Source organism: Papillibacter cinnamivorans DSM 12816, assembly GCF_900176335.1.
Taxonomy (GTDB): domain Bacteria; phylum Bacillota; class Clostridia; order Oscillospirales; family Oscillospiraceae; genus Papillibacter; species Papillibacter cinnamivorans.
Map to the genome: position 1 here is coordinate 1 of NZ_FWXW01000010.1, position 11,140 is coordinate 11,140.

Annotated in this window: 12 protein-coding genes; all 12 read right to left on the reverse strand. The window is 57.0% G+C overall.

Features of this window, described 5'->3' with window-relative positions:
* Positions 1-244: 244 nt before the first annotated feature.
* Positions 245-1,276 (reverse strand): Holliday junction branch migration DNA helicase RuvB, encoded by a 1,032-nt coding sequence (gene ruvB, locus B9A13_RS12140; RefSeq protein ID WP_084235432.1) that lies wholly within the window; start codon positions 1,274-1,276, stop codon positions 245-247.
* A 106-nt stretch (positions 1,277-1,382) separates the two neighbouring features.
* Entirely contained in the window at positions 1,383-1,985 is a 603-nt protein-coding gene (gene ruvA / locus B9A13_RS12145) for a Holliday junction branch migration protein RuvA (protein ID WP_084235433.1), read from the reverse strand.
* 49 nt (positions 1,986-2,034) lie between these two features.
* Positions 2,035-2,547 (reverse strand): crossover junction endodeoxyribonuclease RuvC, encoded by a 513-nt coding sequence (gene ruvC, locus B9A13_RS12150; RefSeq protein WP_084235434.1) that lies wholly within the window; start codon positions 2,545-2,547, stop codon positions 2,035-2,037.
* A 435-nt stretch (positions 2,548-2,982) separates the two neighbouring features.
* Positions 2,983-3,870 carry a site-specific tyrosine recombinase XerD gene (xerD, locus tag B9A13_RS12160; protein ID WP_084235436.1) on the reverse strand — a complete coding sequence of 296 codons (888 nt, stop codon included), beginning with the start codon at positions 3,868-3,870 and terminating at the stop codon, positions 2,983-2,985.
* A 296-nt stretch (positions 3,871-4,166) separates the two neighbouring features.
* On the reverse strand, positions 4,167-4,808 hold the full coding sequence (locus B9A13_RS12165; RefSeq protein WP_084235437.1) for a stage II sporulation protein M: 642 nt from the start codon (positions 4,806-4,808) through the stop codon (positions 4,167-4,169).
* A gap of 134 nt (positions 4,809-4,942) precedes the next feature.
* Positions 4,943-5,743, reverse strand: coding sequence for a pyrroline-5-carboxylate reductase (proC, locus tag B9A13_RS12170; RefSeq protein ID WP_143807018.1), 801 nt, complete (start codon positions 5,741-5,743; stop codon positions 4,943-4,945).
* A 286-nt stretch (positions 5,744-6,029) separates the two neighbouring features.
* Positions 6,030-7,385, reverse strand: a complete 1,356-nt coding sequence (scfB, locus tag B9A13_RS12175) for a thioether cross-link-forming SCIFF peptide maturase (RefSeq protein ID WP_084235510.1) — start codon at positions 7,383-7,385, stop codon at positions 6,030-6,032.
* Between the two features lie 167 nt (positions 7,386-7,552).
* Entirely contained in the window at positions 7,553-7,699 is a 147-nt protein-coding gene (gene scfA, locus B9A13_RS12180; protein WP_084235511.1) for a six-cysteine ranthipeptide SCIFF, read from the reverse strand.
* Positions 7,700-7,814: 115 nt separating this feature from the next.
* A complete protein-coding gene (locus B9A13_RS12185) occupies positions 7,815-8,237 on the reverse strand; it encodes a TIGR04086 family membrane protein (protein WP_084235439.1) in 423 nt (140 codons plus the stop codon).
* A gap of 81 nt (positions 8,238-8,318) precedes the next feature.
* Positions 8,319-8,636 (reverse strand): preprotein translocase subunit YajC, encoded by a 318-nt coding sequence (gene yajC, locus B9A13_RS12190; protein ID WP_242942858.1) that lies wholly within the window; start codon positions 8,634-8,636, stop codon positions 8,319-8,321.
* Between the two features lie 165 nt (positions 8,637-8,801).
* Positions 8,802-9,941 (reverse strand): tRNA guanosine(34) transglycosylase Tgt, encoded by a 1,140-nt coding sequence (gene tgt / locus B9A13_RS12195; RefSeq protein ID WP_084235440.1) that lies wholly within the window; start codon positions 9,939-9,941, stop codon positions 8,802-8,804.
* A 28-nt stretch (positions 9,942-9,969) separates the two neighbouring features.
* Positions 9,970-10,995: a tRNA preQ1(34) S-adenosylmethionine ribosyltransferase-isomerase QueA gene (queA, locus tag B9A13_RS12200; RefSeq protein ID WP_084235441.1), complete on the reverse strand. Its 1,026-nt coding sequence runs from the start codon at positions 10,993-10,995 to the stop codon at positions 9,970-9,972.
* Positions 10,996-11,140: the final 145 nt, after the last annotated feature.

Below are 11,140 nucleotides of genomic sequence, written 5' to 3' on the forward strand. Positions count from 1 at the left end.
CATTTTCGGTTGCCGCGAAGCGGCGAGAAAATGGGACTAATATCTTATGTGGTTCGTGTGAATATCACACGAACCTCCCATGTGCCATATGCGTATAAACTGATTAAAATGGCCTCCCCGCATGGGAGGTTTTTGTCCGCCTTTTCGGTTGCCGTGTCTCGGTGCCGGTTCAAAGCGCGCCTCGTCATTCCGGACAGGAAAAATGCGCTCCCCGCCCGGGGCGGGGAACGAATGTAAAATCCCTTTACAGTTCCATCTGGCCCAGATACTCGATATGGAGGTGGTCATAAGCCTGCTTCGTGACACACCGGCCCCGGGGAGTCCGCGTCAGAAACCCCGTCTGCAGCAGATACGGCTCGTAGACGTCTTCCAGAGTCACAGATTCCTCCCCTACCGTGGCGGCCAGGGTCTCCAATCCCACCGGCCCGCCGCCGTAGTTCCGGATGATGGATAAGAGCATCCTGCGGTCCAAAGCGTCCAGTCCCAGATAATCCACCTCCAGGGCGTTGAGCGCCTGGTCGGCCAGCTCCCGGGTGATGACGCCGCTGCCGCATACCTGGGCGAAATCCCGCACTCTCCGGAGCATACGGTTGGCGATCCGGGGGGTTCCCCGGGAACGGGAGGCAATCTCACAGGCCCCCTCCGGCTCAATGGGAACATTCAGAATCCCGGCGCTCCGGGTCACAATCTTCCCCAACTCCTCATGAGAGTAGAGCTCCAGGCGCAGCGTCACCCCGAACCGGTCCCGGAGCGGGGCGGAAAGCTGCCCGGAGCGGGTGGTGGCTCCGATGAGGGTGAAGCGTGGCAGGTCCAGCCGGATGGAGTTGGCCGAGGGGCCCTTTCCGATGATGATGTCGATGGCGTAATCCTCCATGGCCGGGTATAAAATCTCCTCCACCGAACGATTCAGCCGGTGGATTTCGTCCACGAAGAGGATGTCGTTTTCATTTAGATTCGTGAGGAGCGCGGCAAGATCCCCCGCTTTTTCGATGGCGGGCCCGGAGGTGATGCGGATATTGACCCCCATCTCGTTGGCGATGACTCCCGCCAGGGTGGTTTTCCCCAGGCCGGGCGGTCCGTGAAGCAGGACATGGTCCAGGGGCTCTCCTCTTCCCTTTGCCGCCTGTATGAAGACGGAGAGATTGCCTTTGCTCTTCTCCTGCCCCACGTACTCGGAAAGCGTCCGGGGCCGGAGGGAGCGCTCGTTCTCGTCCTCCTTGAGAAAAGAAGTGCTGATGATGGGTTCCATCTGCCCGTCTCCGTAATCGATGCTCATAAACGGCTTCCGTTTCTCCGGCGACATGGGATGTGCGCAGTCGGATCCTTTCTCGCCGGAAAAAGGACACGCTTATAAAAATCAGCGTATGACCCGGTTTTCCAGATTATGCCTGCTGGATCGAAAGGCGCTTGAGCGCCTGCCGGACGATCTCCTCGGTGGTAAGACTCCCGATGTCCATCCGGACCATGACCTTCGCGATCTCCTCCCTGGAATATCCCAGGACGGCCAGAGCCGCCGCCGCTTCCCCGGCTTTGTCTCCGGGTGCGCCGAAACTCTCCCCGGAAAAGGCCTCTCCGGAAAGCTGACCCTTTGCCAGCTTGTCCTTGAGTTCCAGAATTATCCGTTGTGCGATCTTTTTCCCGATCCCCGGAGCGACGGTAAGGGCCTTTTCGTTTCCCGTGACCACGGCGGTGGCCAGCGCCTCCGGGGAACCCGCCGACAGGATGGACAGGGCTGCCTTCGGCCCCACTCCCGATACGCCGATGAGCATCCTGAAGCTGTTTCGCTCGGAAACCGTTTTGAAACCGTAGAGGTCCAGCATCTCCTCCCGCACGTGCAGGTAGGTGTAAAGCCGTGCCTTCTCCCCCTGCTTCAGGGCGGCCAGGGTTGTCGCCGTGGTGTGAACGGCAAAGCCCACCCCGCCGCAGTCCAGAACGGCAAGGTATGGCTCCATATGGGCAATGGTGCCTTCCAGATAATAAAACATGAATTCTCTCCCTTTATTCCGTATCTCGGAAAAATTCCCGGTCCGCCCGTTACGTTCGGTCCGACGGCAGCCGTGTCTCCCGGCGCAGAAGCGATGTGGCGGAACGCGCGTGGCACAGGGCCACTGCAAGGGCGTCCGCCGCGTCATCCGGCCGCGGGATCTGGGGAAGCTGCAGCAGCCGCCTCGTCATTTCCATTACCTGCTGCTTTTCCGCCCGGCCGTACCCTACCACCGCCTGCTTGACCTGGAGCGGTGTGTACTCGAAGACGGGAATGCCGCATTTTTCGCTTGTCATAAGCAGAACGCCCCGCCCGTGGGCCACCGCTATGCCCGTTTTCACGTTTGTATTGAAAAATAGCTCCTCAACGGCGATCTCGTCCGGCCGGAAGCCGGAGACAAGCTCCTCCAGGTCGGTAGCAATCTGCAGAAGCCGGGTGCTCAGCGGAAGACCCGCCGGGGTTGTAATGGTCCCGTATCGCAGCACGGTCTGCCGGTCTCGTTCCGAATTCACCACGCCGAAGCCCACGGTTGCAATGCCGGGGTCCAGCCCGAGAATGACCATGCCGCTCCCCCCTTTGAGGCCGGGCTTCGCAAACCCTTTCTGGTGCTTTATCCTTGCCTTACAAAACGTATTGTATCACGGTGCCTCCAATATAGGCAACAGCAAAAAACGTCCGCCGCCTCTCCGCCTTCTATTCTCTTCCCGGTCTGAACGAGGTCTTTCTCGCATCCCCCGAGTTCGGGGCTTCCGCGTATAAAAAGAGATCCTTTCTCCTGCGGCAGGTCATTCGCGGCAGCATTCTCCGTAACGAGATGCGGTTTTGATAACAGCGCCCCGTTGTTTTTCACAAGCTCTGAAACACACCCCGGGAGGGTGTCCTGTATGCCCTTTCTGCCCAATGCATAATTATTCATCCTCCGTTCGCAGGTGGCCTCGTAAAAAATGCAAAGCGCGGCGGATTGTTCCGCCGCGCTTTACTACCCTCGGAGAATATTCTCACAGTGCCCGTGGATGGGCTTTGTTGTAAACACTCTTGAGCTTTTGCCGTACCAGGTGGGTGTATATCTGGGTAGAAGAGATGTCCGCATGCCCCAGCATCTCCTGGATGGACCGGAGATCCGCCCCGTTTTCCAGCAGATGGGCCGCGAAAGAGTGCCGCAGGGTGTGGGGCGTGATTTCCTTTTTGATCTGGGCCTTTTCCTGGTAATACTTGATGATCTTCCAGAACCCCTGGCGGCTCATCCGCTCCCCGCTCATGTTGACGAAGAGGGCCGGCTCCATGGCCCGTCCCACCATCTGGGGCCGGATGTTTTCCAGATAATCCGAAAGGGCCCGCACCGCCGCCGGATACAGAGGGATCACCCGCTCCTTTTCCTTGCTGATGCACCGGACGAACCCCGCAGCGAGGTTTAAGTCGTCCACATTCAGGGAAATGAGCTCCGTCACCCGGATTCCGGTGGCGTATAGAAGCTCCAGCATCGCGTGGTCCCGGTATCCCTTAAGATCGGTGCATTGGGGCTGCTCCAGAAACAGCTCCACTTCCTTGCCGGTGAGGATTTGGGGAAGTTTCCTCTCCGCCTTGATGGGAACGACGCTCTTAGCGGGATTGGAAGCAGCGAAGCCCTCCGTCTGCATATATCCGTAAAAATTCTTCAGGGCGGCCAGGGCGCGCGTCACCGTAGATGCGGATTTTCCCTTTCCCAGCATCCACGTGAGGTAGCTTTCGATATTATTTTGCGTCGCTTCCTCCAGGGAACGGGACGCGCTGTCGCTCAGATAGCGCTGGAATTGGGACACATCCCTCAGGTAGGAACTGAGGGTATTAACGGAAGAATGCTTGCGATTGGTCAAGTATGTTTCATACCCCTTGATGAAATCTTCCATCGTCCGACAACCTTCCTCCTCTGTTTCGGGGAAACGGATTTATATACTGTCTGCTGAACAGCCCACAAGCACCGCCGCAAAACGGCTTTCGGCGCCTTTTCCGGTTGTTCATGCGCAGGATGGTCGCGGCGTCCGCCGCTGAATCCTGCGCGTTTGATTGGAAACCATGGTTTTAGATCAAACCAGACAATTAATCAGCGTATCTGAAAACGGCAAAACAGTCCGTTTTGCCGCTCAAAGCGCACTTTTTGCGCTTTGGCGATTGCGGTTCTCAAATCAAATTTGATCTGCGGGCGTCAAATGGACATGCCGCCCGCCATAAGAGACAGTACCCACGGCGTGATAAAAATCTCCGCCAGTGCGCCGCCCAGCAGGATGCCCGCGCAGATTGCGCAGCGCAGAAAATATCCGTTGCCGTATAGCTCCCCTCTCCCCCGCCGCTTCCGGCCCGCTGTCACGGAAGCGATTCTTGCTGAAGAGGAGAAAGCCTGAGCCGCAATGAGAAAAAAGCACGGCAGTGTCACGAGGCATTGTACGCCGAAAGCCACCGCCGCGAGGGCGATCCCTTCCGAGCCGAACACTTTCGCAAAACAGGACACGGCAAACGAGAGAAAAAAACCGCGCACCGCCGCCAACACCGGAATACCCACGACGCCCAGAGAGGTGAAACCAAAAAAGAACGCTATCAGCGGATACCTGTAGAAATTCAGAAATACCGTAAAGACATCCGGCACGGAAAGGGTGTCCTGCCGGCTGAGGGCAAGATAACCCGCTATGTATCGTTTGAGTTCCTCGTCCCCTGCGTCTCCGATATAAAACGGGATCATGTGTCCGGCAACGGCCCCTGCCGCGAATAAAACGGACAGAATCAGCAGCCCCGTGGCCATACCGTCCACGGGTACCGTCCAGATTCTCCGGAACGTCCTGCTCAGTCTCATTCCCCGGCTCACCTCAATTAAAGGTATGAGCCCATGGGACAAATTAGAATCGGTATATTGGCCTGGCCGAAAGGTGCTCTTCGCGTTTCCCGTCAGGGCATTTCTGTTTTCCGTCCCGTTAAAAGACTTCGCGCTTATCTTCCGATTTCATAAGCTCTTCCGGTGCAGCGCTTGGCCGCTTCCCGAATCATTTCTTCAAATCGAAACTCGTCAAATGCCGTAAGCGCCGCCAGAGTGGTTCCGCCGGGGCTCGTAACCTGGGCCGTCAGCTCCGCCGGCGTCTTACCGGACGAAAGCAGCATGTTTGCCGCTCCCTCCATGGTCTTTGCAGCCAGCTGCAGCGCCTTCTCTTCGTCAATCCCCTGTTCCTTCGCCGCTTCCACCATGGCTCCCGCCATTCGGAAGAAGAATGCCGGGCTTGTGCCGTTTAAGAAGATGATCTCGTTCATCTGCTCGTCTTCGATCTGCGTAACAAATCCCGCGGCGGAGAATATTGACACCGCCTTTTCGTATATATATTCCGGGATCGTACCTCTACCCGTCAGAGCGGACGCTCCCATTCCGATCAGCAGAGGAGTGTTCGGCATTACCCGTATCACTTTGTCAGTAGAAAGTTTTGAAATAATATATTTTTTTGAAATACCCGCCGCGATGGAAACGATGCATTTATCTTTCGTTTTGCCCGCCAGTTCATCCAGCACGGCGTCTATTACCTGCGGTTTTACGGCGATAACGATGATATCCGATTGTTTCAGAACTTCCTGATTGTTTTCCGTTGTCCGGCAGCCCATTTCCCGGATTTTTTCCAGTTTCGTTGTATCCTTGTCCGAAACCGTAATTTTGTCCTTCGGAAATACATTCTTTTTGATCACGCCGCTGAGGATGGCCGTCGCCATATTTCCTCCGCCGATCACGCCCAAGCGAAGTTCTTCCAATCATTTCATCTCCCGATAAAGTACCTGAGTATTATTACTATAATCTACCTTTTCGCTTTAATCAAGGAAAAGCAACGATTTTTTGCATTTTTGTTTATTATGCCTATATATTATGTAAATATCATTATGTCAACCCGAGCAACAAAAGAAGGCCGCGGTTTCCCGCGGCTGCTAAATTCCCATATGTTGTGTGCAAAACGGCTGCTCAGGGACTATATGTTGAATCCCCAAGCAGCCGCAATTGATTCGTCAAGATTACCATTTGTATAATTTCAAAGTTGGCTTCTCAGTCTTCCCTTTCGCTCTCGGCGGCCCTTAGTGCTATTGCACACTCCAGCCGTTTCCGTTCCATTTCACAGGCGGCGGAATTCGGCTTTCTTATGTCTCCGGTGACAAGCAGATTCCCAGCGCTGCAGCCTCCGCTGCAGTAAAATTTCGCCCAGCAGTCCCGGCAGTCTTCTCTTGTATAAATATTCAGTCCGGCGAATACGTCGGAAATCCCCATGTCGAAGGACCCATCGTGAACGCTTCCCAGTCTGTACTCCGGTTTTCCCACAAACTGATGGCAGGGATAAATATCCCCCTCCGGCGTCACTGCCACATATTCGCATCCAGCGCCGCACCCTCTCAGGCGTTTGATGACGCAGGGTCCCTGGCTGAGATCCACGTTGAAGTGGAAAAACCGGAAATCCTCCCGATCCTTCATCTCCTCCGCCAGACGCTCGTACTCCTCGAACACCCTGGGCAGCTCCGCCGAGCCTACGGCGAAAGGATCGCCTTTGGGACCGGTGGCCGGCTCCACCGAAATCGACTCAAACCCCAGCTCCGCCATGTGCAGCACGTCCTGGGTAAAATCCAGATTCCGCGCGGTGAAGGTTCCCCTGGCGTAATAGTCCTTGTCGCCCCGGGACTTAACCAGCTTTTGAAACCGGGGGACAATAACGTCGTAGCTTCCCTTTCCCCCCGGAGTAATCCGCATCGCGTCATGGATCTCTCGCCGCCCGTCCAGGGACAGAACCACGTTGTCCATCTCACGGTTGATGTACTCGATGGTCTCGTCGCTGAGCAGCATCCCGTTGGTGGTTATGGTGAACCGGAAGTTTTTGCCCGCCTCTTTTTCGATGCTCCTGGCATATTCCACCGTCTTCCGAACGGTGTCCATGGCCATGAGCGGCTCTCCCCCGAAGAAATCCACCTCGATGTTCCGCCGGGCTCCGGATTTCCGGACGACGAAATCGATGGCCTTTTTCGCCGTTTCAAAATCCATGATTTTCCGTCCCGTGCCGAAATCCCCCGTGGCGGCAAAGCAGTATCGGCAGCGAAGATTGCAGTCGTGGGACACATGCAGGCACAGAGCCTTCACCGGCGCTCCCCGGGGCACGGACCGGTTCGGGTCCACATAGTCGTCGCTGGAAAAAAGCTCTCCCTTCCCCTGAAGCTCCAGAAGCTCCCGCCAGGCTTCCTCCAGCTCCTCCCGGGTATAATCCGGAAGCGCTCTCCGGAGACTCTCCGGAAGTGCCTCTCCCAGCGGTCCCTCGGCAAGGCCCAGAATGCGGAACGACGCGTCGTCTAAAAGATGGACCGCCCCGCTGTTGACGTCCACCGCGATTTGATATCCCAGTGCGGAAAATGTATGTACCATTTTTGCTCTCCTCCGCTTTCCGCGGATGCCGCCCGTTTCGGCCGCCGGCGCGCCGGATTCCAGTAAAATGCGCTGCGGCGGTGAAGTATCCCCGCCGCCCTTCGGCGTAAAACGCCGCAAAGGGTGGGTTAACACCCACCCTCTTTATAGGCTGCTTCTATCGGATTTTACTTATTTTTATTCTCGCACTTCTGATTGGCCACGGTGCAGGAGGTCTTGCACGCCGACTGGCAGGAGGTCTGGCATTCGCCGCAGCCGCCCTTTGCGGCGCTTTTTTTCAGCGTGGGACCGTTGAGCGTTTTAATGTGTTTCATGATGTATCCTCCTTGGCTTTCCGCCGTATATTCTTTCGTAACCTCCGGGCGTTTCCTGTTGCTGCGTGCCGCCGGATCCGCGCCGGTTTGCAGGTATTGTATCACAGACGCCGTCTTATTTCAACGATTTTCGCCTTTTTTTCCGGGAACGGGACCCCAGGATGCCCGCCGCCGCGCCCCCCGCCAGGCTTGCAATCAGAAGGCCCAGCCCGCCGTCGGACGGATTAAAACCCGAATAGAGAAAGGCGCCCAAAATCAGCATCAGAAGAAACATCGCCGCTCCGGCCGCCATCCCCATAAACAGACGTTTTCCCTTTGCCCGGCGAACACTTACGGTCCCTCCCGCCAGGGCGCCCACAAAGCAGCCCGCGACGGCCATCCGGTACATCAGGTCCTCGTCGAGCAGTCCCCGGGCGATCAGCAGCGAAAACACGGCAAGTAAGGCAACGCAGACAAGAAAGCCCACGACGCCCCCCAGAAGGATACCCAGCATGCTGTGAACAATTTTGGTTCCCTGTTCTTCCTCGCTTTTACGCATGATAATCCTCCCCCGTCATCCGATATCGGATGGGCTTATGCTTGTATTGAAGCATATTCGGGGGGAGGATAAACCATGCCATTATTTATCTGCTTTTTTGTCCTTTTTTTCTTTTTTGCCTTTCTGAGCTTCCTCCGTCGTCTGGAATCCCTTGGTGGAGACCGCCCATCTCGCAAGCTGAATCCGGACCCGGTCCGCGCCCGTTTCAATGGTGATCATGTTGTCCTTGATCTGGCAGACGACGCCCGCGATGCCGCCGATGGTGGTTACCTCATCGCCCACGGTAAGTTCGCGGCGCATGGTTTCCACATCTTTTCTCCGCTTGTTTTCCGGGCGGACCGCTATGAAATAAAAACCGACCACAAATACCGCGAGAACCAAAAAATACTGTAAATTCAAGTAGTGTCACCTCCGTTAACTCGTAAAAATTATTATATAATACAATCTTCCGATTTTGCAACAGATTTCGGGACAAATTCCAAATTGCCGCAAAATCAGTCAAAGACGGCTCCTGGGATGGCAATCGGCCCTGTTCTCCCCGCCGCGCTCCCGCGTGGTGCGTTTTTATGCTCTGCTGTCCCCCCGGGTCCACCGGCCGGCGTGCTCCGCCCGGAATTTTTCGAAGGCCTTCGCCTCCAGCGCCATGCGGATCCGTTCCAGAAAACTGTTGTAAAAATACAGGTTGTGGAGCACCGCCAGGCGCAGCCCCAGGATCTCTTCCGCCTTGAACAGATGCCGAAGATACGCTCTGCTGTAGTTTCTGCACAGGGGACAGGAGCATTCCGGATCCACCGGAGAGGAATCTGTTTTATAAGCCTCGTTTTTGATGTTAATCGTTCCCTGCCAGGTGTAGAGCTTGCCGTGTCTGGCGTTTCTGGCGGGCATCACGCAGTCGAAAAAGTCGATGCCCAGGTGGACGCACTCCAGAATGTTTTCCGGCGTCCCCACTCCCATGAGATACCGGGGTCTGTCCTCCGGCATAAAGGGCTCCACCGCGTCAATAACCCGGTACATGGTCTCCGTGGGCTCCCCGACGGCAAGCCCTCCGATGGCGTATCCGTCCAGTCCGAGCTCCGCGATTTTCCGCATGTTGTCGATCCGCAGGTCCTCGTGGATCCCTCCCTGGTTGATGCCGAAAAGCAGCTGTCCGGGGTTCACGGCTCCGGGTATCTCCCGCTGCCGCAGGTGCTCGTCCCGGCATCGCAGAAGCCACCGGTAGGTCCTCTCGCAGGAAGCCTGGACATACTCATAGGTGGAAGGGTTTTCCACGCATTCGTCGAAGGCCATGGCAATGTCCGCCCCCAGATTGGCCTGGATGCGCATGCTGTCCTCCGGGCTCATAAAGATCCGCCGTCCGTCCACATGGGAGGCGAAGAGAACCCCCTCCTCGGAGATTTTCCGGAGCCCCGCCAGGGAAAAAACCTGGAATCCCCCGCTGTCCGTGAGGCTCGGTCCGTCCCAGCCCATAAACCGGTGCAGCCCGCCCAGTTCCCGGATCACCTCGTCCCCGGGCCGCAGGTGCAGGTGGTAGGTGTTGGAAAGGGCCACCCGGCAGCCCACCTTTTTTAAATCGTGGGCATCCAGACCGCCCTTGATGGCGGCCTGAGTGGCCACGTTCATGAAAACAGGGGTTTCCACCTTCCCGTGCGGCGTCTGCAGACTTCCCCGCCGGGCTCTCCCCTCTTTCCCCTTCAGTGTAAACATAGTCTCTCCCTTGTCGGTTTTTCGTTTTTCAGAGGATCAGCATGGCGTCCCCGAAGCTGAAGAAGCGGTATCGCGCCTCCACGGCCCGGCGGTATGCCTCCAGGGTGTGCTCCCGTCCCGCGAAAGCGGACACCAGCATGATTAATGTGCTCTCCGGCAGATGAAAGTTGGTGATGAGCCCGTCGGTCGCCTTGAACCGGTATCCCGGATAGATGAAGATATCGGTCCAGCCCGAGCTTTCGGAAAGGCTCCCGTCCTCCGCCGCGAAGCTCTCCAGGGTCCGGCAGGAGGTGGTGCCCACGCAGAGGATCCGTCCGCCCCTTGCTCTTGTTTCGTTTACCTTCCGGGCGGTCTCCGCGGGGATTTGGCAGTATTCCGAGTGCATGTGGTGCTTTGTGGCGTCCTCCACCTTAACCGGGCGGAAGGTGCCCAGCCCCACGTGGAGGGTGATATAGGCCAGTCCGATCCCCCTCGCTTCCAGCCGGCCCAGCAGCTCCTTTGTAAAATGAAGTCCCGCCGTGGGCGCGGCGGCCGATCCCAGCTGGCGGGAATACACCGTCTGGTACCGCTCCGGGTCTTTTAACTCCGCCCGGATGTACGGCGGCAGGGGCATGGTGCCGAGTCGCTCCAATACCTCCAGGAAAATCCCCTCGTGAAAAAAACGCACCAGGCGGTTCCCCTCGGGAAGCTCCTCCTCTACCCGGGCCCGCAGCATCCCGTCTCCGAAAGAAAGCTCGGTCCCCCGCCGGGTCTTCCGTCCCGGCCGGGAAAGGCATTCCCAGAGTCCCTCTCCCTTATCGGTGAGCAGCACCAGCTCCACGGCGCCTCCCCCCGGTTCCCGATGTCCCAGAAGCCGTGCGGGTAGAACCCGGGAATCGTTGAGCACCAAGCAGTCTCCCGACCGGAGAAGCCCCGGGAGCTCGTAAAAAAACAAATGTCCGGTCTCGCCGGTTTCCCTGTCAAGGGTCATGAGGCGGGACCGGTCCCGGTTGGCTATCGGCGTCTGTGCGATGAGTTCCGGGGGCAGGTCGAAGTGAAAATCGCTTGTCTTCATGAATGCAATCGTTTCCTGTCTTTTTAGTTTCCGCGTCCGGATCAAAGCCGGCGAAAAGTTTTCGGATTTTGCGCTGCGAATGGTTCAAAATCCGAAAAATAAAATCATTACAGCGTACCTGATTGAATATCCGCGTTATTGCAGC

What these genes read in the sequence shown, in the direction of transcription:
- scfA (WP_084235511.1), bottom strand. Translation starts at nt 7,699, where the DNA reads ATGAAACACATTAAAACGCTCAACGGTCCCACGCTGAAAAAAAGCGCC.
- xerD (WP_084235436.1), bottom strand. Translation starts at nt 3,870, where the DNA reads ATGGAAGATTTCATCAAGGGGTATGAAACATACTTGACCAATCGCAAG.
- B9A13_RS12185 (WP_084235439.1), bottom strand. Translation starts at nt 8,237, where the DNA reads ATGCGTAAAAGCGAGGAAGAACAGGGAACCAAAATTGTTCACAGCATG.
- ruvC (WP_084235434.1), bottom strand. Translation starts at nt 2,547, where the DNA reads ATGGTCATTCTCGGGCTGGACCCCGGCATTGCAACCGTGGGCTTCGGC.
- ruvA (WP_084235433.1), bottom strand. Translation starts at nt 1,985, where the DNA reads ATGTTTTATTATCTGGAAGGCACCATTGCCCATATGGAGCCATACCTT.
- scfB (WP_084235510.1), bottom strand. Translation starts at nt 7,385, where the DNA reads ATGGTACATACATTTTCCGCACTGGGATATCAAATCGCGGTGGACGTC.
- queA (WP_084235441.1), bottom strand. Translation starts at nt 10,995, where the DNA reads ATGAAGACAAGCGATTTTCACTTCGACCTGCCCCCGGAACTCATCGCA.
- ruvB (WP_084235432.1), bottom strand. Translation starts at nt 1,276, where the DNA reads ATGAGCATCGATTACGGAGACGGGCAGATGGAACCCATCATCAGCACT.
- B9A13_RS12165 (WP_084235437.1), bottom strand. Translation starts at nt 4,808, where the DNA reads ATGAGACTGAGCAGGACGTTCCGGAGAATCTGGACGGTACCCGTGGAC.
- tgt (WP_084235440.1), bottom strand. Translation starts at nt 9,941, where the DNA reads ATGTTTACACTGAAGGGGAAAGAGGGGAGAGCCCGGCGGGGAAGTCTG.